The organism is Bradyrhizobium algeriense (genome assembly GCF_036924595.1).
In the GTDB taxonomy this organism is placed as follows: domain Bacteria; phylum Pseudomonadota; class Alphaproteobacteria; order Rhizobiales; family Xanthobacteraceae; genus Bradyrhizobium; species Bradyrhizobium algeriense.
In genome coordinates, this window is sequence record NZ_JAZHRV010000001.1 from 1,831,886 (window position 1) to 1,851,882 (window position 19,997).

Consider the following 19,997-nt stretch of genomic DNA (forward strand, 5'->3'; position numbering starts at 1 on the left):
CGGACCGTCAGTTCCGATCTGATCGCGATCGATGGAGGCTCTTACGCCCGCGATCCCGTGAAGGGGAAGCTGCCCATCGGGCCGATGCCCATTTCGCCGGACATGCTGTCTCCGGAAACCTTGCCGGTGAAGGCAAGCGTCAGCGGCATCGGGTTGGTGATGGAGATCTTCCAGGCGACGTCGTCGCCGTTGACGGTGCCGTCAAATATTTCGCCGGAATTGCCGTCGGCGCCCTGGGTGCCGGTCAGCGTACCACCCGCGCTCGTCAGCGACAGCGTTGCATTGCGCTCGCCCATCGGCGTGCTCATGGTGATGTTCCAGTTTCCGTCCACGGCCATCTTTGTCTCCCCGACATTTCTTCCCGGCAAACCGGAATGGTTTGCGAGATCCCGCCAACTCGACCGGCGGTATAGCCTATCTCGCCATACAAGCCCAACCGTCTCAAGCGTCCTTTTGACGCGTATTTCTTTAGGCGCGCTGGGCGGCAGCGCGAAGCCGGCTACCGACCAAGACACGAAACGCGATGTATTGAATTGCGAAGGCGGCAATCTTGGCGCCGACCAGTACGACGGTCACGTAGAACGTCCACAGCTTCATGTCGCCGGTCATGGCGACGCCGATGGTGCCGGCGGCGAGCACGAAGCACAGCGCGGCCCAGGCATAGCCCGCGAAGGTGACGTATTCGGGAATGGTCTGTGTCACGATCGGCGGCATATAGCGCAACATCCAGCCGCGCTTGAGCATGATGACGCCGATCGCAAAATGCCCGATCGCGGGCTTCGCCAGCACGAAGCGGGGGTCGTGGGTCAAAAGCGTCGCGCTGCCGAGCACGATGACGAGCGCGAGGCTCGCCCAGGTCATGTAGCCGAGCTCCTTGCCCTTGACGCGCGAGTAGATCACTTGTGCGATGGCGCCTGCGATCGCGACGCCGGTCGCCAGCAGCACATTGTCGGTGGTGAGGTAGATCGCGATGAACAGGATGGTGGAGAAAAAATCGGCGCCCAGTCTGGCGAATACGTCCTTCATCGGCTTGCTTTCTGCTGGAGGATTGTTGCGGATCGAAAGGGTACTTAGTGGGTGCCCGGTAGGGCGTTGGCCGGCGCGGAGCCATACTTTGTCTTGCGATATTGTGGATACCAAGTCGTGAAATAGGCGGCGCTGTTGCGGGCGGCGAAGGCGATCACGAGCCCGGACCAGAGCGGCACGCCCGGCACGTAGATCATCAGCACGTTACCCGCGATCATCAGGACAAAGGCGCCGGTCCATGCCCAGGTGATGATATAGATCGCTTTCTTGAAACCGGGCAGCTTCGCCGTCTCGGCATCGACCTCCTCGAGCGCATATTGCAGCACGAACGGTTTGCGGATGACGAGCGACGCCAGCGATATTGCAAGCACGCCGATATCAACTGTCAGCTTGACAACCGAATGACTCAAGTTCGGATCGATCAGCGCGATGTATGCGCCGAGTGCGGCGAACACGACGGCGCAGCCTGCGCCGAGCATCTTGATCGAACGGCCGCGGTAGACGTCGATGCCGATGACGGCGAGGCAGATCCCGGCCGATGCGAACAGGCTGATCTCGGCGGAGGTCACCAGCATCAGCAGGGCGAACGAACCGAATGGGGCGAGGATCAGGAAGATGGTCATGGCAGCCTCTCGGGCTAATCTTTACATCGTAAAGATACACTATGGGCAGGGTCGGGAGTCGTCAAGAAAAATCTTTACAGTGTCAAAATAAAACCAGCTAAGTGAGAAATCAACGTATTTGCAATGGCTTGTGGTCTTATATGACGCGGACCAGGATCGTCAGGGCGCAGGCGAGCAGTAAAACGAGCGTGATGGTGATGCCGCCCATCCGGCTGACGCGGAATTGCAGAGTATTGGGCGCGGCGTACATGCCGAGCGGATGCAGCAGCCGCGACAACAGCAGCGCGCCCATCAGCAGATGGACCCACATGGCTCCGAGGCCGGACATTTCCAGCATCGCGACCATCAGTGTAATGATCGGCACGTATTCGATGAAGTTGGCATGCGCGCGGATCGCGCTCCGCAGCGCGAGGCTTCCGTTGTCGCCGAACGCCGTCCGGTCTCTCATGCGCAGCCGCCCGACCTGAACGGCGAGGATGGTATAGAGCAGGGCGAGTATGGCGAGATAGGCTGACGTGATCGAGGGCAGATGCATGTGTGTCTCCCCGAGGCTGTGCGTTCAACGACGTCATTCCGGGGCGATGCGCAGCATCGAACCCGGAATCTCGAGATTCCCCGATGCGCAATTGCGCATCTGAGGTCCGGTCCTTCGGACCATCCCGGAATGACTGCTGCAAGAGATTGCGCTTACGCCGCGCCGACCCAATTGCCGTGAAAGCCGTCGGGCACGCGATGGCCGAGATGCACCAGCGCCACGGGGCCTGATTCGACGTCCTGAGCGTTGAACACCGCAAGATCGCTGCGATTCTCCTGCGCGCGCCAGACGGCGGCGAGCAGCCAGCCATCGCCCTCGGCGGCATCAGGCCCGCGTTCGACAAACACCGGCTCGGAAATGGTGTCGCCGGCCGGCAGCAGATAATGGCCGAGCCGCTTGCCCTTGCCGTCGACCTGGACGATGCCGGACAGCGCGCCGAACATCGGCAGATCTGGGTTGGCGCAGGCGTACCAGCCATGGCTGTTCGCGCGTCCCGCGCGGCGGTCGTCGATGCGCGGGAATTCGCCGGTTAGATCGTCGAGATAGGTTTGCGTGAAGCGGTCGGTATTACCGGCGAGGTCGAAAGTCCAGCGGCAGTACCGCGCGCGCGATTTCTGCGGATCGGTCTTCGAGCCGTCGGGATGGGAGAACAGCGGCGCTTCCTCGAATTGCATCACGTCGGCGATGATGCGGTTGCCTTCCTCCCACGCATTCATGACGTGGAAGACGTAGCAGCTCTCAGCGCGAAACCAGACGATGTCCTTGGCGGAACCGCTGCGCTTCATGACGCCGACGTAGCCGCCTTTCTCGGGCTCCCAGGCATAAGGCGCCTTGCCGCGCATCGCCCGCTCCATGCTGCCAGTGATGGGCAGGATCGGAAACAGCAGATGGTTTTCGGTGACGATGAAGTCGTGCACCATGCTGGCATAGGGCGCATCGAAGCGATCGAACCGCGTCACCACGCCGGAGGCGTTGACGGATCCGAAGGAGAGGGCAGGGGTAAGGAGGCCTGCGGCGTTATAGCCGAAGAACACCATCTCGCCGGTCACAGGATCGATCTTGGGATGCGCGGTGAAGGGTCCCTTGATGGCGCCCTTGTAGTCGCAATAGCCGACGCGATTAAGGGTGTCGGGCTCGATCTCGGTCGGCAGATGGCCTTCTTCCAGCGCCAGCAGCTTACCGCCATGGAAGATGATGTTGGTGTTGGCGACGCCGCCGTCGTCGGTGATCCCGGCCGGCGCACCCGGCAGCTTGCGGCCGAAGCCGCCGAACAGCGCGCGGCCGGCGTCGTGCTCGGCCAGCCATTTCGGGGTGCGGACCCAGCGGTTGCGGTAGCTGGCGCGGCCGTTCTCCAAGTGGAAGGCGTGCAGCATCCCGTCGCCGAAAAACCAGTGTGCGCCCGGCGCCTCGAATTGCGGGTTGGGCCCGTTGCGATAGAGCGTGCCGTTGAGCTCGCGCGGCAATTCGCCGGTCACCTTGAGATGCGGCGCGTCGCATTCCATCGGGATCGGCGCCAGATTGTCCCGCGCCGTATTGGTCGTCGCCACTTGGTCGAGCATCTTACGTTTCCTCCGGATATATCTTTACATCGTAAAGATGTCAGTAAGCGCGTTGTCATCGACCGTCAAGCAAAATCTTTACAGTGTAAAAATTGCAGCTATAAGGATTCGTATGACAAGAATCTCGAGAGAAGCCAGAACCAGCCGTCCCTCCGCGAAGCGCAAGCCGGCAAGAGCCGTGACCGAAAGGCCGGCCAGCCGGCGTCGCCGTCCAGCCGGCGAGGCCCCTTATCATCATGGCGATCTGCACGACGCCTTGCTCGCCGCCGCCGAGCGGGTGCTGGAACGCGATGGGCTGGCGGGCCTGACGCTGCGCGCGGTGGCGCGCGAGGCCGGCGTGTCGCACGCCGCGCCGACCCATCATTTCGGCGATCTCACAGGGCTCCTGAGCGAACTCGCCGCCATCGGCTTCCGGCGCTTCAACGAGGCCATGACGGCCGCGGGCCAGACTGAAACGCACCCCCTGATGAAGGCGATGGCGCGCGCCAAGGCCTATGTCGCCTATGCGGAGGCGCGTCCCGGCATGTACGGGCTGATGTTCCGAACCGAACGGCTCGACATGACGCGGCCGTCGCTGCACGAGGCGGCCACTGCCTCCTTCGAAGGACTGGCAACCGCGGCTGGCCTCGGCCGTGATGAGAAGCTCACCGGCGCGGCGCTGGAAGCATTGTCGCTTGACCAGGCCGCGGCCATCGCGCGCGCGTGGTCTTTGGTGCACGGCTTCACCACGCTGCTGCTCGATGGACGGCTGAAGGATATTTTGCACCGGCTGCCGGAAGGCACCGGCGTCGACCAGCTGCTACATGCGATGCTGGTCTCGACCGTCGCACGGCCGCCGGCGCTATAGGACAGCGGTTTGGGGGCGAGTTCGCTGGCGCCGGAATGGACCTGCGCGGCCAACGGTGTGGATGGCGTGCCGCTTAGCAACCCCTGCAAATCTTGGTTTGGCGCGCGAGCCTTGCGTCGGCTTCCGCGTCTTCGTTGGGCTGCCGTGTCCACTCGTCATACCGCGCTTTGGCGTTCGATTGGGCCGGGGCATCGTTCAGCGGGCCGAGAATGATCTCCTGATTGCGGGCCGTTCTTCGCTTTGCCGGCCGTTTTGGCTCGCCCGGCGCGTCATTTGCCGTCGGTGGTTCGCCCAACCCGTCCCAGGCGATCGGGGCGCCTGCGGTCTGTGTCGTCGAGCAGCCGGTGCCGGAGGCGCAGCAGCCGGTGAGGGCGGAGCCTGCAACCAGCAGAACCATGATTCTCGTTAGCATCGTCGCTCCGGTGTGGCCGCCGTTAAAATCCGTGACGTGAGAATATATCAAGCACTCAAGGCTGTAGCTTTGACGTTAATGCGGCGAAAACACGCCGGCCGTGGGCTGCGTCAGCGCTTTACAAGGCTGACGGCGGTGCCTTTTTCACCGATTACCTTCACTTCGTCCTTGCCGCACTTGAAATCACGCGCAAATTCGTCCGCCGCCTGGCGCGCGAGCTCGTTGGCATTGCGGTTGGCCTGGCCGTCGATATAGGCGACGTGACAGACAGGGCCCGGCGGCAACCGCGTCACGGCGAGCATCGGTTTCGAGGTCGGGCTTCCGGTTTTGTCCGGGGCGTCGTTGTCGGCGATCAGCCAGCGCTGAATGATCGCGAACGGCTTGCCGTCGACGGCCCGCCATTCGACGGTATTGGCGGTGGAATTGAAGGGGGCAAACCCGGCCTCCGCGGCCGGCTCCCTGCTGGCGGCAGCGCGGTCGGCTCCGACCGAGACGGTTTGGCGCAGGTCGTCCTCGCTGATCAGCACCACCAGCCCCGATTTGCCGGGGCACACCTGCTTCGTGCTGCCGTTCTCGGGTTTGCCGATGGTGCGGCAGTCCTTCGGCGCCGTCGATGTGTAGCTGCTGCTGAATGTTTGGGCGTTGGCCGGTGAAATCAGGCCGAATGCAGCCGCGAACAGGGCGGCGGCGGCCGGCACAGTGAGCGGCCGATGGGGGACGCGTTTCATCTGCATTTCTCGCATGGAACTCCCAGGATCAGACGTGCGCAATCTGGGGAAGGTTCATGGCAAAGGTACGAAACACCTGACATTGACGCGGAATCGTCCTAGAAGAGCGGCTCGCAATTCGTCGTTTCCCAAGCCCGCAGTCATTCAGTCCTCATGCCTTCCATACCATCGAATAAGCCCTATCGCGTCGGCCGCTCCCCCACCGGACTAGGTCTCTTCGCCACCAAGCCGATCAAGAAGGGCACCAAAATCATCCGCTATTTTGGGCCGCTTCTGGATTCGAAGAAGAAAAAAGACGACGCGATCGAGAACAAGTACCTGTTCGAGCTGAACGACCGCTGGACCATCGACGGCTCGGTGCGCAAGAACATCGCCCGCTACATCAACCACGCCTGCAAGCCGAACGCGGAATCCGACGTTCGCCCACGCAAGCGCAAGGTGTTCATCCGCGCCATCAAGAACATCGAGCCGGGCGAGGAGATCAACTACGATTACGGCACCGATTATTTCAAAGCCTATCTGAAGCCGATCGGCTGCAAATGCGCGGCCTGCGAGAAGAAGCGCAAGAAGCAGCGCGCCGAGGCGCGGGCGGAGAAGGCCCGCCTCAAGGCCAAGGCCGAGCGGAAAGCGCTGAAGAAGGCTGAAAAGCTGGCCAAAGAACAGCAGAAGGCTAAAGCGAAGCTGAAGGATAAGGCTGAGCGGAAGGTGAAGAAGACGCTCAAGCTGAACGGCCATTCGCCGAATGGCAAGTCCCTTAACGGCAAGTCTCTTAACGGGAAGTCTCTCAATGGGAAGTCTCTCAGTGGCAGGTCGCTCAACGCCAAACGTCTGAACGGCAACAGCCGCGTCAGGGTTGCCGGCAAAAAATCGAGCGCCAGCAAGCCGCCAGTTTCCGCGCCCGCGCCGGTCCTTGAGGTTCAACCCGCCGCTTTCTCCCTTGAGGCGCAGACCACCGCCATTTGACGTCTCATCCGCCAGCCTTGTGCACCGACTTCGGCAGCAGCGAATCGCCGAAGTCGACCGCCGAGCGTTGAATGATCGCGCCGGTTTCGTCGATCACGACGCGAAACCGCCGGTGTTCGGAGAAGAAGGTCAGGCGATGCCGGCCGGAGTCGGCATCGATCCCGCGCTCCGCAAGGCTCGTGATCCGGCCCGCGCGCATTGCTTCCTGAAGCAGGGAAGGCGCCAGGCCGAGGCCTTCGGCGACGATGGCGGCGTCGATCTGCACTGCGCCATTTTCGAACTCGATCGGTTTCATGAGTTGCACCTGAGCCTTGTCATGGTTTCTTGCAGCCCTCACGCAAGTGCCGGGCTCCGCCTGGCGCTTTGGGGATAGGCGCATTCCGCCAGCGTCGTGGCGTCGAGCTCGCGCATGAAGGCTTCGCGGGCGGCGGCGAGTTTTGCCTTGAGCCGGCAGCGCGGCTTCAGCACGCAATTGCCGCCGTCCTCGCGAAAACATTCGACCAGCGGCGGCCCTTCAAGCGCGCGCACCACCTCGCCGATGGTGATCGACTGGGCGGGGCGGGCCAGCGTGAAGCCGCCGCCAACGCCGCGCTGGGTCGAGATGAAGCCGCTATCGGCGAGATCGCGCACCACCTTGGCCAGATGGTTGCGGGAAATGCCGAACTCGGCCGCGATCTCGTTGGTGGCGAAGGAACGGCCAGGGTCGCCCGCCAGCCGCATCAAGGCGCGCAACGCGAAATCCGTGAACGACGTCAGGCGCATGGGAGCCCTCTTGAAAGATCTGCTTGCAATTCATCTATAGCCGTCTAAATAGGTATTTGAAATACCTATTTAAGGGCAGGCGAAGAAATGGAAGCGATCGTGGCAGGGCCGGTGCGGCGGGAGCGCTTGACGGCCGAAATCATGGAGCGGACGGGCATCGACGAGGCGATGATCGAGCGCCTGGTGCGCGGCTTCTACGCCAAGGTGCGGGCCGACGTGGTGCTGGGGCCGATCTTCGATATCAGGATCAAGGATTGGGAGCCGCATCTGGCGCAGATGTGCGCATTCTGGTCATCGGTCGCGTTGATGACGGGCCGCTACCACGGCACCCCGATGGCCAAACATCTGCCGCTGCCGGTCGACGCCGGGCATTTCGACTGCTGGCTCGAATTGTTCGAGCAAACCGCCCGCGAGATCTGCCCGCCCGAGGCGGAAGCGCATTTCGTGGAACGGGCGCGCCGCATCGCGTCAAGCCTCGAACTCGGCATTGCCGGCACCCACGGCGTCATGCTCGGCAACGGGGAACGATTTCGGCGCAATCAAACAGGAGCAGTGTGATGGCTTATCGTACGCATGTCGTGACCAACAAGGAGCAGGCCGATCCGTATTCCGGCAGCAGCCTGGTGCCGATGCTCGTGATCGGGCTGGTGCTGACCTTTGCCGGGATGATCGCGGCGGTAATGCTAAGCTGAGGCTCTTTCCCCGTCATTGCGAGCCAACGGGCGCGCGAATGCGCGCCCGATGACAGGCTCCGCGAAGCAATCCGTTTCTCCACTTGCTGAGGCATGGATTGCTTCGTCGCTTTGCTCCCTTGCGCAAACGCTTCGCGTTTGTCGCGGACGATGACGGCTGAGGCTTATGCCGTTACCGTCTCGCCGCTCTTGCGCAGGCCGATATATTGCAACTCAGCAAACACGCCTGTCGCAATCGCCTGGGCAACGATGAAGACCTGGCCGAGCAGGTTCGGGCTTACCGCACCCGAGAACAGCAGTGCGATGCTGCCGAGCGTCCACGCGGCATTTCCCACGATGACAAGCAACAACAGCGCCTTCGCCACCGTCGACCGTGTGGCCAGCCAGCCAACCAGCGCCGTATAGGCGATCAAGAACAGCCCGGTTTCACGCAGCAACGCCTCCGGCAGATTGAGGAAGGGCGCGAGCGCGCCGGCGCCGAGGGTAAGGGCCACCGCAGCGACGCCGCTGAAGATGGCGTCGGCGAGCAGCGCGCGGTTCAGGAATGTGGACGGATGAATCATGGCAGTTCTCCTTTGGCTTGGGGGGACTTTGGGCGAGACAGCGATCAGCGTTGCAGCAGCGACCGGAGCTGACGCATCAGCCGCATCGGGCAGAGCGCCTTGCCGACTCTGTTTTCGATCGTCTGCACCTGCACGAACACGAAGACGCTGGTGTCGTGCACCAACGGCTGCGGCAAGTTCAGGGAGCGCGCCAGCAACCAGGTGGCCAGATTGACCACCCAGGGGATTACGGCGGCGACGAAGCGGAAGAGGGAAAGCATCAGCATGGGTCATCTCCTGTGCCCTCAGGATGAGCCAGCCCGTGACCCGTTTCGATTACCTCGGACGTAATGGAATGGACGAAATTCGCATGGTAGGTTTTCCACCATGAACGCACATGCCGCCACGGCGCGAGCCGAACGAACCCAGCCTGTCCACATCGGCGATCATTTGCGCGAATGGCGGCAGCGCCGCCATCTGAGCCAGCTCGATCTGGCGGGGGACGCCGAAATATCCGCGCGCCATCTCAGTTTTGTCGAGACGGGCCGCGCTGCGCCGTCGCGCGAAATGGTGCTGAAACTCGCCGAGCGATTGGAGGTTCCCTTGCGTGAACGCAACGTGCTTCTGGTCGCGGCGGGCTTTGCGCCGGCCTTTCCGCAGCGCTCGCTCGACGACCCCGCGCTCAAATCAGCCCGGCAGGCGATCGACCTCGTCCTTAAGGCGCATGAACCTAATCCGGCGCTGGCCTATGACCGGCACTGGAATCTGGTGACGGCCAATCGCATGGTGGCGCCGCTGCTCGAAGGCTTGCCGCCGCATCTGCTCGGGCAACCCTTCAACATTCTAAGGCTGGCCTTTCATCCCGAGGGACTGGCGCCGCGCACAGTCAATCTCGCCGAATGGAGCGCGCATCTTCTGGAGCGGCTGCACCGGCAGTGCGAGGCGACGGCCGATCCCGAACTGCTCAAACTGTATCAGGAACTGAAAGCCTACCGGATGCCGGCGCGCTCGGGTCCGGTCTCGGCCGACAATGTCGCGATCCCCTTCAAGCTGCGCCGCAATGACGAAGTGCTGAGCTTCATCTCGACCACCATGGTATTCGGCACGCCGGTCGACATCACGTTGCAGGAGCTGGCGCTGGAAACCTTCTTCCCCGCCGACGATCTGACCGCCGAGCGGATGCGGCAGATAGCGGCGAGCTTGACTTGAGTAGGATGGGTAGAGCGAAGCCAAACCCATCAGCGCCATAATGTCACCGCCCCGCAGCTCAACGAAAGCGACGTGCCGGGACCGCTGTGCGAAGTGCGCTTGCGCAAGGGCAACGTCAGTATCGGTCTGATCGGGGCGGTGCTGACGCTGGGCACACCACAGGATGTGATGCTGCAGGAATTGCGCGTGGAGATGTTCATGCCGATGGACGCTGCCTCCGAGGCCGCGCTCACGGCGTTGGCGGCGTAGCGTAATCAGAAATCAGTTCGCCTTCTCGATCAGGCTTTCCAGCAGGCGTTTCAATTCTGCCGTGGCCTTGTCGCCGTAGTTCTCGGCGATAAAGGCTTCCTGACTCAGCGCCAGCGAGTTCAGGCGCTGGGTCAGCGCCTTGCCGCGATCGGAGGAGAACATCAAAACCTTGCGTCGGTCGTCGGCGTCCTGGACCCGGTACACGAGCGCGTCGGACACCATTCGGTCGACCATCTTGGTCAGGGTCGGATGATTAAGCAGTACGGCTTCGGCGAGCTCACCCATCGAGTGGCCCTTGCCATCGGAAAGAACTTTCAGAATACGCCATTGCTCGACCGGCACGCCTTCCTTGCGAAACCGCGCGTCGAGCTGACGGTTGATCTCCCGGTTGGCCTGCGCAAGCAGATAAGCGAGATGCTCGGTGATGGGTTTGCTGGGCGATTTGGCCAAGGGTTTGAACTTCATAACGGGGGTTTTGGATGAATATTTAGCGCTCTTGCTTGTTCTATATGCATGAGAATCGTTGAATATTCAATATTTTCCACTAGGATATTTTTTGTTGCCGATCACCTTGCCGATGATAGTCTGATCGCGCCGGACTAAAGAAGCTGAAAGGAGAGCGAATTGCTCTCGCTAACGCAATTTGGAAAGTTCGGCGGGCCGTCGATGCCGCCGGAATGGCTGCTAAGGGGACTCCCGGGGTTCGGTTCGGGAAGCTCCGGGCCATCGCCGCGCCTGTTCCGTGAGCGCCGCGACCGCAAGAAACTGCGCATTGCCAATTTTGTCGGACTATCGGGTCCGTCGGGAATCTGGGGGCCGGCCTCCATCAACAGTACGCTGCTGGGCGTTTCCGAAATCAACCGCCGCGGCGGCATTCTTGGCCGCGAGATTGAAGTCGCGTTCCATGACACCGGCGGCGATATCAACGACGTGACGCGGACGGCTTCCGACATTGTCGCGTCCGAAGACGCAGATCTCGTGATGGGCTCGCATATCAGTGCGGTCAGGGTGGCGTTGCGCAAGGTCGTCGCCGGACACATTCCCTACCTTTACACGCCGGTATATGAGGGCGGCGAGCGAACGCCCGGCGTCATGGCCATCGGCGAGACGCCGGGGGCGCAATGGCGCCCGGCCATCGAGTGGCTCGCCCATGCCAGGCAAGCGTCGAACTGGTATCTGATCGGCAGCGACTATGTCTGGCCATGGCTCTCGCACAAGGCGATCAAGAAATACATCGCGGATGCCGGCGGGCGTGTCGTCGGCGAAGAGTTCGTGCCCATCGGCGAGCACAATCACAGCAGCCAGCTCGCGCGGATTCGGGCCGCCAAGCCCGACGTGGTTCTGATCACGTTGATCGGCGCCGATAGCGTCGTTTTCAATCGTACCTTTGGCGAGCAGGGGCTGGGCGGGCGAATGCTCCGTCTAGCCGGCGCGATGGACGAGACCGTGCTGCTCGGGATCGGTGCCGACAATACCGAAAACCTGTTCTGCGCGTCGGGCTATTTCATCGACAGGGCGTCGCGCGAGAACGATGCCTTCCTCAGCCAATACGAGGCGTCGTTCGGCCGTCACGCGCCGCCGCTCGGCTCGATCGCGCAGTCAAACTACGAAGGGTTGCGGTTTCTGGAGACGGTCGCAGCGCGCGCGGGATCGCTGGCAAGAAAGCCGCTGCTCTCGGCTGCCGCGAATGTGGACTATCAGGGCGCGCGAGGCACCATTGGCATCCGGCGCGGCAGCGCACGCATGCCGATCTATCTTGCGGCGGCCAGCGGGCTCGACTTCCAGCTGATCAAGCAGTTCTGACGGCCGCACGTATCGTTTCACCAAAAGGGAAGGTTGCGAAATAATACTTGAAAAGGAAAACATTTCCGTTTCTAGTGATGTGAACGGGGCCGGCCTTCATCCGGCAACTTGCCCACAAGCATTCAGAAGAAACAGGAGAAACCATCGTGACAGTAGCGCTTCCAACGCCCGATCAACTGCGCGCGGTCGCCGATCAATGCGGCCTGGCATTGACCGATGAGGACGTCACTTCCTTCCGCGGATTGATGCAAGGCTCTGTCGATGCCTACAACGCTGTCGGCGCGATGCCCGACGAAGTCCCGGTCGTCAAATACCCGCGGACGCCGGGCTATCGGCCCGGCCCGGAGGAAAATCCGCGCAACGCCTGGTACCGCAAATCGACCGTCAAGGGTGCCGCGAGCGGCAAGCTGAAAGGCAAGGTCGTGGCGCTGAAGGACAACATCATGCTGGCCGGGGTGCCGATGATGAACGGCTCCGCGACGCTCGAGGGCTACGTGCCGGATTTCGACGCCACCATCGTCACGCGCATGCTCGATGCCGGCGCCGAGATCGCCGGTAAGGTGCATTGCGAGTCATTTTGCATATCCGGCGGCAGCCACACCAATTCGACCGGCCCGGTCCATAATCCCCACAAGATGGGTTACTCCGCCGGCGGATCGTCCTCGGGGAGTGCGGTCGTTGTCGCGCTCGGCGAGGTCGACATGGCGATCGGCGGCGACCAGGGCGGATCGATCCGGATGCCGTCCTCGTTCAGCGGCACCTACGGCATGAAGCCGACCTGGGGGCTGGTGCCTTACACCGGCGTCATGCCGATCGAAATCTTCGTCGACCATACCGGGCCGATGACCGCGAACGTTGCCGACAACGCCCTGCTGCTCGAAGTGCTCGCCGGTGACGACGGATATGATCCGCGGATCAAGTCGCCCACCGTGCAGGAATACACCAAGGCGCTTGGCGGCGGCGTCAAGGGCATGAAAATCGCCATCGTCAAGGAAGGCTTTGAGCAAGTCGGCGCCGAAGCCGCCGTCAATGAAAGCGTGCGGGAAGCGGCAAAGCGGCTTGCGAGCCTCGGCGCTACCGTTGAGGAAGTCTCGATCCCGATGCACATGGTCGCACCGGCGGTCTGGACGCCGATCGGAGCCGAAGGTATCGCGCAGACCATGATGTTTGGCGACGGCTATGGTCTCAGCCGTTCGGACCTCTACTCGACGTCGCTGATGGATTTTCATCGTGGCTGGCGCGGCCAGGCGGACTCGCTGTCGGAAACGACAAAACTGTTTCTGATGCTTGGCGTCTACGTCAACAATAATTTTGGTCCGCGTTACTACGGCAAGGCCGTGAACATTTCGCGTCGCGTGACCGCGGCCTATGACAAGGTTCTGGCGAGCTACGATCTGCTGTTGATGCCGACCACGCCGATGAAGGCGACGCCGTTGCCTGCACCGGGCGCCAGCCGGGAAGAGGTGTGCGCGCGCGCGTTCGAGATGATCAGCAACACCGCGCCGTTCGACATCACGCACCACCCGGCGATGTCGCTGCCCTGCGGCATGGTGGACGGACTTCCTGTCGGCCTGATGCTGGTCGGCCGGCATTTCGATGAAATGACCATTTATCGCGCGGCGCATGCCTTCGAGCAGGCTGGAGACTGGAAGAAGATGTAAGCAGCCGAACGTCGCGCGGGGCTGGTGACAGGGGTGCTGGTGATACCACATGGATAATCTGTTCGTCGCACTGTTCGAGATCCTGAGTTTCGGCGCGATCGTCGTTCTGGTCGTGCTGGGACTCGGAATCATCGCCAGCATGATGGGCATCTTCAACTTCGCGCAGGGCGAGTTCGTCCTGCTTGGCGCCTATGTGACCTATATCGTTCACAGCGCAGGCCTGCCGGTCTGGCTCGGAATGCTGGCTGCGCCTTTTGTCGTCGGCGCACTGGGATTTTTCCTGGAGCGGACGATCGTCCGGCGGTTTTACGCCGCACCGATCGTGGCGATGCTCGGCACCTACGCACTCGGGCTCATCATCCGCGAGATCGTCCGCGGTTTGATCGGCGGGTTGTATCTGTCGGTCCCGGAGCCGCTCGGCGGTTCGGTCACTATCGGGACCATGCATTTCTCCACCTGGCGGCTGGTCATCATTCTCATTACGGCACTGGTGATGATCGGCAGCTATCTGCTGCTGGCGCGCACCACCTTCGGGTTGCGAATTCGAGCGTCGCTGGAAAATCCCGCGCTCGCCCGCGCATCGGGTATTTCGACCAATGCGATCTATGGCGCCACCTTTGCGTTCGGCGCCGCACTCGCGGGCCTTGCGGGTGCGCTGATCGTGCCGGTGTTCTCGCTGTTTGCCGATCTCGGCCTGCGCTTCCTGATTCAGGGGTTCGTCGCCGTCATGGTCGGTGGGGTGGGCTCGTTCGCGGGGCCGGTGGCGGGCGCGGGCGTAATCGGAACGCTCGCCGCCGCATTGCCATGGATCATTCCGCCTGTGATCGCCGACGTCCTCGTGTTCGTTCTCGCCATCATCTTCATCAAGTTTCGGCCGCAAGGTCTGATTTCAACAAAGGGGGTCTAGTCCATGTTCAGCGACCGCAGCAATCTCAGCCGCCGGCGATTTCTCTCCAACTTCGCCTTTGCCAGTACCGCCATTGCCACGGGCGTCGGCAGTTGGGTCGTCCGCCCCGACTGGGCGAATGCGGCTTCGGACCCGATCAAGGTCGGCATCGCGACCGACTTGACCGGTCCGATCGGCTACGCCGGGAATGCGGACGCGAATGTCGCGAAGATGGTGATCAAGGAGATCAACGATGCCGGCGGACTGCTTGGCCGGCCGCTGGAACTGTTCATCGAGGACACCGCGTCGAATGAATCGGTCGCGGTCGGCAACGTCCGCAAGCTGATTCAGCGCGACAAGGTCGACTTGGTGCTGGGAGGCATCACCAGTTCGATGCGCAACGCCATCAAGGACGTGATCGTCGCGCGCGGCAAGACGCTCTACATTTATCCGCAGCTGTACGAGGGTAAGGAATGCACACCCTATCTGTTCTGCACCGGCCCGACGCCGGCGCAGCAGTGCGACGAATTCATTCCCTGGCTGATCAAGAACGGCGGCAAGAGGTTCGCGCTGCCGAGCGCCAACTATGTCTGGCCTCACACGCTGAACGTCTATGCCCGCAAGGTGATCGAGGCCAATGGCGGCGAAGTCATCTTTGAAGAATACTACCCGCTCGACCAGATCGACTTCAGTGCCACCGTGAACCGGGTCATTTCCAACAAGGTGGACGTGGTGTTCAACACCGTGATCCCGCCGGGGGTAGGACCGTTCTTCAAGCAGCTTTACGAGGCGGGATTTCTGAAGAACGGCGGCCGGCTGTCGTGTGTCTATTACGACGAGAACACGCTCAACATCAACCAGGCCGCGGAGATCGAAGGACTTGCGAGTTGCCTTGATTATTTCAAGGCGCTGACACCGGAGGATCCGTTCAGCGCCAAGCTTCAGGCGACCTATGAAAAGCAGTTCCCGGGCACATTCCTGTTTGCCGCGGGAAGTGCCGCGACCGGGACTTATCGTGGCCTCAAACTATGGGAAGCGGCCGTGAAGGAGGCCGGCAAGGTCGATCGCGACGCGGTTGCGGCTGCGCTGGATCATGCGAAGATCGCCGAAGGTCCCGGCGGACCTGCGGAAATGGTTCCCGGCAAGCGGCATTGCAAGATGAAGATGTATACGGCGGTTGCCAAGGGCGGCAATTATGAGATCGTTGCGCGCAGCGCCGGCCTCGTCGATCCCAAGGAATGCTGAGTGATGAGCGCAATGCAGCGGCGGCAACCCGCCGCTGCGAACTCCGGAGCGGATTTACTGGCAACTTGATGACAGAAACGACACAGACGACGCCCTTGAGCCTTTCGCTTCGTGCCAGCCGCTCGCGCCGGTTACAGATGCTACCGATCATCGAAATCGTGGTGCTGGTGATCGGCGCACTGCTGCCGCTGGTCCTCAAGGATTATCTGACGGTCTATGCGACGCGCGTCCTGATCCTCTGCCTGTTCGCGCTCTCGTTCGATCTGGTGTGGGGATACGCCGGCATCATGAGTTTTGGGCAGGCCGTGTTCTTCGGGACCGCGGGATATGGCGTTGCGCTGCTCGCCCGCGATCTCGGAGTGACCTCGATCCTGCTCGTGTTGCCGGCCGGCCTGTTGATCGGGCTCGCATTTGCACTGCTGCTTGGCGGCTTTCTACTGCTCGGACGTCATCCCTCCAGCGTGATCTTTGTTTCGCTGGGCACGCTCACCGGCTCATACGCGGCGGATCGCGTGGCGCGGGGCTGGTATTATCTGGGAGGCCAGAACGGCATTCCATCGATCCCGCCGATGTCGCTCGGCAGCTACGATATCACCGAGGGGCCGGTCTATTATTATCTGACGCTCGGGATTCTCGTCCTCGTTTATCTTCTATGCCGCTTTCTGGTGCGATCGCAGTTCGGGCTTGCGCTGGCGGGTCTGCGCGAGAACGAGCAGCGGATCGCCTTCGTCGGCTATCAGGTACAACGCCTCAAGGCGATCATCTTTTCCTTCGCCGGCGCCGTCGCAGGGCTCGCAGGTAGTCTTTACGCCTTTCATGAAGGTTTCGTCTGGCCCAACATGCTGGGCGTGGTGATATCGACGCAGGTGGTCCTCTACGTGTTGTTCGGCGGCTCCGGCACGCTGATCGGAGCTGTGATCGGAACAGTTGCGATCGAGGCGGTCAGTTTCTGGCTGTCGAACAGCTATCAGGATATCTGGCCGATCATCCTCGGCGTATTGTTGCTGCTGGTTATCCTGTTTCGTCCCGCCGGCCTGATCAGCCTGGTCCTCAGCGAGCGCGAGCGCGTCGGCAATTTCGGCCGGCCGCCGGGGAAGGGCGATCATGGATCTTCTTGAAGCGCGAGGCCTGGTCAAGATATTCGGCAAGCTGACGGCCCTGAACGGTGCGGATCTTGCGGTCGCGGAGAACGAATTCCACGGCTTGATCGGACCCAACGGCTCGGGCAAGAGCACGCTGATGAAATGCGTCGCCGGTGCCGAAATCCCGACGTCGGGCACGGTGACGTTTGGCGGCCGCGATATCTCGCGAGCCTCTCCTGCCGAGCGGGCGCGCGCCGGCATGAGCCTCAAGTTCCAGATCACGAGTGTTCTGCCGGCATTGACGCTGTACGACAACATTCTGCTGGCGCTGCAGGCGCAGACGTCGCTTCCCCGGCTGGTGTTCTCGCGCACCCGCGGAATCCTGCACGACCGCGCCATGGCCATGCTCGAACAATTCCGTCTGGTGGACCGGGCGGCGGATCCGGCCTCCGCGCTCTCCCACGGCCAGCAGCAATGGCTTGAAATCGCGATGGCGCTGGCGCCTGAGCCAAAGCTCCTGCTGCTGGACGAACCGACCGGCGGCATGAGCCTCGAGGAACGGCGGGTTACCGGCGAACTGCTGCAGCCGATCAAGAAGCGCTGCTCTCTTGTCATCGTCGAGCACGATCTCGATTTTATTCGCGACATTTGCGACCGGCTGACCGTGCTCGATCAGGGCGGCGTACTCGATTGCGGTTCAGTGCAGCATATTCAGTCGAGCGCCCGGGTTCAGGAGGTCTATCTCCGCCGTGCCTGACCAGGACAAGTATCTCGATATCCAGAATGTTGATGCGGGCTATGGCCGCAGCCAGGTGCTGTTCGGTGTCACGCTGGGCGTTCCCTGGCGCGGCGGCGTCGCCATACTTGGCCGCAACGGTGCCGGCAAGACCACGTTGATGAAGGCCATCGTCGGAGAATTGCCGCTGCTCGGCGGCTCCGTCAGTCTCGATGCTCGCAGCGTCGGCCAGCTACCGACAGAGCAGCGCATTCGCCTCGGGTTGGGATACGTGCCGCAGGAGCACTCGGTGTTCGGCAGGCTTTCGGTGCGCGACAATCTCGCCGTCGGCGCGCTGACCAACCGCGACAGCCAGGCCGTTAATCGTGTGCTGGAGATATTTCCAAAGCTCGGTCAGCGGATGGATCAGGTCGCCGGCACATTGTCCGGCGGCGAGCGCAAGATGCTCGCGATCGGCCGCGCCTTGCTGTCGAACCCGCGGGTATTACTGCTGGATGAGCCGACCGAAGGCGTCTGGATCGGCGTGATCGAGGAGATCACCGAACGTCTGATCCTGCTCGCCAGGGAGATCGCCGTCGTGATCGTGGAACAGCATCTCGATCTTGCGCTACGCGTCGCAGACCGGGCCTTTGTGCTCGATCGTGGAAGGGTCGCGCTCACGGGATCGGCGCAGGAGGTTCGCAACGATCCAAGGCTGTTGCAGTATCTGGCGCCTTGACACTCGGCGCTCAGGACGCCTGGGCCTGGGCGCCAAGCCATTCGATCTCGCGCGTCATCAGCGCCGTTGTCGCGCTGCCCTGCAGCACGTCTGGCGACCACGGGCCACGGGCCTGTTCGGTGGCCCGAAACAGGGGCCTTCCGGCCTGAAGTGATACGAGACATGCAGGCCGTCCCCTTGTCTCCCCGCCCGATCGGACTACCTTCCGGGCACCATTCAGTCAGGAGACCCCGATGAGCACCCTAAAACCCCTCAAGATCGACATCGTCTCCGACGTCGTCTGCCCGTGGTGCTATATCGGCAAACGCCGGATCGAGAACGCGCTGGCGCTGGTGCCGGATGTTCCCGTCGAAGTGCGCTGGCGGCCGTTCTTCCTCAATTCCTGGGTGCCACGCGAGGGCATCAGCCGCGACGAATATCTCACCGCAAAATTCGGCTCGGTCGAAGCCTACAAGGGCATCGCCGGCCGCGTCGTGGCGGCTGCAGGCGAAGAGGGGCTGACCTACCGGCCTGAACTCGTGAAGCGTCAGCCGAACACCATCGATTGCCACCGCCTGATCCACTGGGCGGAGGCGCAGGGCAAATCAGCCGAGATGAAGCAGCGCCTGATGGAGTTGTATTTCCGCGATGGCGGCGATCTGACCGATGTGAACGTGCTGGTGCAGGCCGCGGCCGATGTCGGCCTCGATGCCGACGATGTGCGCAAGCGGCTTGCCACCGACGAGGATGTCGCGCTGATCTCCAGCCAGGCGCAGGAGGCCTCCGACAAGGGTATCTCGGGCGTGCCGACCTTCGTGTTCGCACAGAAATACGCCGTCTCCGGCGCCCAGCCCGCCGACCAGCTTGCCCGCGCCATCCGCCAGGTATCCGGCGAAATCAACGCGCAGGCGGCGGAGTAATCGCCGCTCCGTCCGACCTCGCTCTTGCGGAACAATTCCCCTGATGATCCGTCATGACATCTTGCTTTCGGCATGACGGCTCCTGATGGGGCCACAAAAGCAACAGCGAACCCTGGGGGAACATCATGATCTACGAACTGCGCACCTACACCGTAAAGCCCGGCACACTTGGCGACATGATCAAGGCCGCAAGCACGGTGTCGCGCGAGATCCGCAAGGACGATTACGGCAAGCTCGAAGGCTATTGGTCGACCGAGATCGGGCCGCTCAATCAGGTCCTGCATATGTGGAGCTACAACAGCTTTGACGAGCGCGCGCGGATGCGTGCGGAGCTTGCGAAGAACCCGCGCTGGACCGGCGAGTATGTGCCGCTGATCCGCCCCTTGCTGGTGCGTCAGGACGTCCGCCTGATGAACGCGGTGAGGGAACCGGTTGCGCCGGCATCGACGGGCAATGTCTACGAACTCCGCAACTATCGCGGCAAAGCTGCCGGTGGCCTGAAACAGTGGCTCGATGCGTTTACCGCGGTGTTGCCGGAGCGTGAGAAATATTCAAAGATCGTAGGCCTCTGGACGACCGAAGCGGGGCAGCCGAACGAGGCCTGCCACATCTGGGCCTATCCCAGCCTGAACGCCCGCGCCGAAGCGCGCGGCAACGCGATGAAGGATCCGGCCTGGCAGGAGTTTTTGGGGAAGGGACCAGGCTTCCTCGAGGAGATGCACTCGACCATCATGCTGCCGGCGCCGCATTCGCCGCTGCAGTGAGGCGTCTACGTAGCTCGGATGGAGCGGTGCAGATAACACCGCGGCAATTGCACCTG

27 protein-coding genes are annotated in these 19,997 nt (G+C 62.2%); 15 read left to right on the forward strand and 12 right to left on the reverse strand.

Annotated elements, in window-relative coordinates:
• Positions 1–41: 41 nt before the first annotated feature.
• The 5 genes from V1286_RS08815 to V1286_RS08835 all read right to left on the reverse strand — a co-directional run bounded on the left by V1286_RS08815 (position 42) and on the right by V1286_RS08835 (position 3,743).
• On the reverse strand, positions 42–338 hold the full coding sequence (locus V1286_RS08815; protein WP_108519745.1) for a hypothetical protein: 297 nt from the start codon (positions 336–338) through the stop codon (positions 42–44).
• A gap of 130 nt (positions 339–468) precedes the next feature.
• Entirely contained in the window at positions 469–1,026 is a 558-nt protein-coding gene (locus V1286_RS08820) for an inner membrane-spanning protein YciB (protein ID WP_334478951.1), read from the reverse strand.
• Between the two features lie 44 nt (positions 1,027–1,070).
• On the reverse strand, positions 1,071–1,649 hold the full coding sequence (locus V1286_RS08825; RefSeq protein ID WP_334478953.1) for a hypothetical protein: 579 nt from the start codon (positions 1,647–1,649) through the stop codon (positions 1,071–1,073).
• A gap of 136 nt (positions 1,650–1,785) precedes the next feature.
• The gene (locus V1286_RS08830) at positions 1,786–2,184 is read right to left on the reverse strand and encodes an MAPEG family protein (protein WP_334478955.1); all 399 of its coding nucleotides are present in this window, start codon (positions 2,182–2,184) and stop codon (positions 1,786–1,788) included.
• Positions 2,185–2,336: 152 nt separating this feature from the next.
• Positions 2,337–3,743, reverse strand: a complete 1,407-nt coding sequence (locus tag V1286_RS08835; protein ID WP_334478957.1) for a carotenoid oxygenase family protein — start codon at positions 3,741–3,743, stop codon at positions 2,337–2,339.
• Between the two features lie 112 nt (positions 3,744–3,855).
• Between V1286_RS08835 and V1286_RS08840 the strand changes: the two genes are divergently transcribed.
• A complete protein-coding gene (locus V1286_RS08840) occupies positions 3,856–4,590 on the forward strand; it encodes a TetR/AcrR family transcriptional regulator (protein WP_334478958.1) in 735 nt (244 codons plus the stop codon).
• Positions 4,591–4,663: 73 nt separating this feature from the next.
• Here V1286_RS08840 and V1286_RS08845 read toward each other — a convergent pair whose 3' ends face one another.
• Together V1286_RS08845 and V1286_RS08850 are read right to left on the reverse strand one after the other, a co-directional pair.
• A complete protein-coding gene (locus V1286_RS08845) occupies positions 4,664–5,002 on the reverse strand; it encodes a hypothetical protein (protein WP_145963696.1) in 339 nt (112 codons plus the stop codon).
• A gap of 110 nt (positions 5,003–5,112) precedes the next feature.
• The gene (locus V1286_RS08850) at positions 5,113–5,730 is read right to left on the reverse strand and encodes a hypothetical protein (RefSeq protein WP_417021119.1); all 618 of its coding nucleotides are present in this window, start codon (positions 5,728–5,730) and stop codon (positions 5,113–5,115) included.
• A gap of 153 nt (positions 5,731–5,883) precedes the next feature.
• Between V1286_RS08850 and V1286_RS08855 the strand changes: the two genes are divergently transcribed.
• Positions 5,884–6,693, forward strand: coding sequence for an SET domain-containing protein (locus V1286_RS08855; protein ID WP_334478960.1), 810 nt, complete (start codon positions 5,884–5,886; stop codon positions 6,691–6,693).
• Between the two features lie 4 nt (positions 6,694–6,697).
• Here the strand turns inward: V1286_RS08855 and V1286_RS08860 are convergent, their stop codons facing one another.
• Both V1286_RS08860 and V1286_RS08865 read right to left on the reverse strand, forming a co-directional pair.
• Positions 6,698–6,988, reverse strand: coding sequence for a DUF6522 family protein (locus tag V1286_RS08860; protein WP_334478961.1), 291 nt, complete (start codon positions 6,986–6,988; stop codon positions 6,698–6,700).
• Between the two features lie 38 nt (positions 6,989–7,026).
• Positions 7,027–7,455: an RrF2 family transcriptional regulator gene (locus tag V1286_RS08865; RefSeq protein ID WP_334478963.1), complete on the reverse strand. Its 429-nt coding sequence runs from the start codon at positions 7,453–7,455 to the stop codon at positions 7,027–7,029.
• A gap of 87 nt (positions 7,456–7,542) precedes the next feature.
• On the opposite strand from V1286_RS08865, the gene V1286_RS08870 reads away from it, so the two are divergent.
• Entirely contained in the window at positions 7,543–8,013 is a 471-nt protein-coding gene (locus V1286_RS08870; RefSeq protein ID WP_334478965.1) for a group III truncated hemoglobin, read from the forward strand.
• Positions 8,013–8,147, forward strand: a complete 135-nt coding sequence (locus V1286_RS08875; RefSeq protein WP_334478966.1) for a hypothetical protein — start codon at positions 8,013–8,015, stop codon at positions 8,145–8,147. The genes V1286_RS08870 and V1286_RS08875 overlap by 1 nt, the downstream gene beginning before the upstream one ends.
• A gap of 164 nt (positions 8,148–8,311) precedes the next feature.
• Here V1286_RS08875 and V1286_RS08880 read toward each other — a convergent pair whose 3' ends face one another.
• Together V1286_RS08880 and V1286_RS08885 are read right to left on the reverse strand one after the other, a co-directional pair.
• Positions 8,312–8,710, reverse strand: coding sequence for a hypothetical protein (locus tag V1286_RS08880; RefSeq protein ID WP_334478967.1), 399 nt, complete (start codon positions 8,708–8,710; stop codon positions 8,312–8,314).
• A 44-nt stretch (positions 8,711–8,754) separates the two neighbouring features.
• The gene (locus tag V1286_RS08885) at positions 8,755–8,976 is read right to left on the reverse strand and encodes a hypothetical protein (RefSeq protein WP_108519733.1); all 222 of its coding nucleotides are present in this window, start codon (positions 8,974–8,976) and stop codon (positions 8,755–8,757) included.
• A gap of 100 nt (positions 8,977–9,076) precedes the next feature.
• Between V1286_RS08885 and V1286_RS08890 the strand changes: the two genes are divergently transcribed.
• A complete protein-coding gene (locus V1286_RS08890) occupies positions 9,077–9,898 on the forward strand; it encodes a helix-turn-helix domain-containing protein (RefSeq protein WP_108519732.1) in 822 nt (273 codons plus the stop codon).
• A gap of 72 nt (positions 9,899–9,970) precedes the next feature.
• A complete protein-coding gene (locus V1286_RS08895) occupies positions 9,971–10,147 on the forward strand; it encodes a hypothetical protein (protein ID WP_334478971.1) in 177 nt (58 codons plus the stop codon).
• 12 nt (positions 10,148–10,159) lie between these two features.
• Here V1286_RS08895 and V1286_RS08900 read toward each other — a convergent pair whose 3' ends face one another.
• Positions 10,160–10,597, reverse strand: a complete 438-nt coding sequence (locus V1286_RS08900; RefSeq protein WP_108519843.1) for a MarR family winged helix-turn-helix transcriptional regulator — start codon at positions 10,595–10,597, stop codon at positions 10,160–10,162.
• Between the two features lie 174 nt (positions 10,598–10,771).
• On the opposite strand from V1286_RS08900, the gene V1286_RS08905 reads away from it, so the two are divergent.
• From V1286_RS08905 to V1286_RS08945, 9 genes are all read left to right on the forward strand, one after another.
• Positions 10,772–11,950 (forward strand): substrate-binding domain-containing protein, encoded by a 1,179-nt coding sequence (locus V1286_RS08905; protein WP_334478973.1) that lies wholly within the window; start codon positions 10,772–10,774, stop codon positions 11,948–11,950.
• A 146-nt stretch (positions 11,951–12,096) separates the two neighbouring features.
• A complete protein-coding gene (locus tag V1286_RS08910) occupies positions 12,097–13,611 on the forward strand; it encodes an amidase (protein ID WP_334478975.1) in 1,515 nt (504 codons plus the stop codon).
• A 49-nt stretch (positions 13,612–13,660) separates the two neighbouring features.
• Positions 13,661–14,518 (forward strand): branched-chain amino acid ABC transporter permease, encoded by an 858-nt coding sequence (locus V1286_RS08915; RefSeq protein WP_334478976.1) that lies wholly within the window; start codon positions 13,661–13,663, stop codon positions 14,516–14,518.
• A 3-nt stretch (positions 14,519–14,521) separates the two neighbouring features.
• Positions 14,522–15,742 (forward strand): substrate-binding protein, encoded by a 1,221-nt coding sequence (locus V1286_RS08920; protein ID WP_334478978.1) that lies wholly within the window; start codon positions 14,522–14,524, stop codon positions 15,740–15,742.
• Positions 15,743–15,810: 68 nt separating this feature from the next.
• A complete protein-coding gene (locus V1286_RS08925; RefSeq protein ID WP_334478979.1) occupies positions 15,811–16,860 on the forward strand; it encodes a branched-chain amino acid ABC transporter permease in 1,050 nt (349 codons plus the stop codon).
• Entirely contained in the window at positions 16,847–17,581 is a 735-nt protein-coding gene (locus V1286_RS08930; RefSeq protein ID WP_334478981.1) for an ABC transporter ATP-binding protein, read from the forward strand. The genes V1286_RS08925 and V1286_RS08930 overlap by 14 nt, the downstream gene beginning before the upstream one ends.
• The gene (locus V1286_RS08935; protein WP_334478983.1) at positions 17,574–18,278 is read left to right on the forward strand and encodes an ABC transporter ATP-binding protein; all 705 of its coding nucleotides are present in this window, start codon (positions 17,574–17,576) and stop codon (positions 18,276–18,278) included. Before V1286_RS08930 ends, V1286_RS08935 begins: the two co-directional genes overlap by 8 nt.
• Before the next feature lie 233 nt (positions 18,279–18,511).
• Positions 18,512–19,177, forward strand: a complete 666-nt coding sequence (locus tag V1286_RS08940; protein ID WP_334478984.1) for a DsbA family oxidoreductase — start codon at positions 18,512–18,514, stop codon at positions 19,175–19,177.
• Positions 19,178–19,302: 125 nt separating this feature from the next.
• On the forward strand, positions 19,303–19,941 hold the full coding sequence (locus V1286_RS08945; protein ID WP_334478985.1) for an NIPSNAP family protein: 639 nt from the start codon (positions 19,303–19,305) through the stop codon (positions 19,939–19,941).
• The last annotated feature ends 56 nt before the right edge of the window (positions 19,942–19,997 follow it).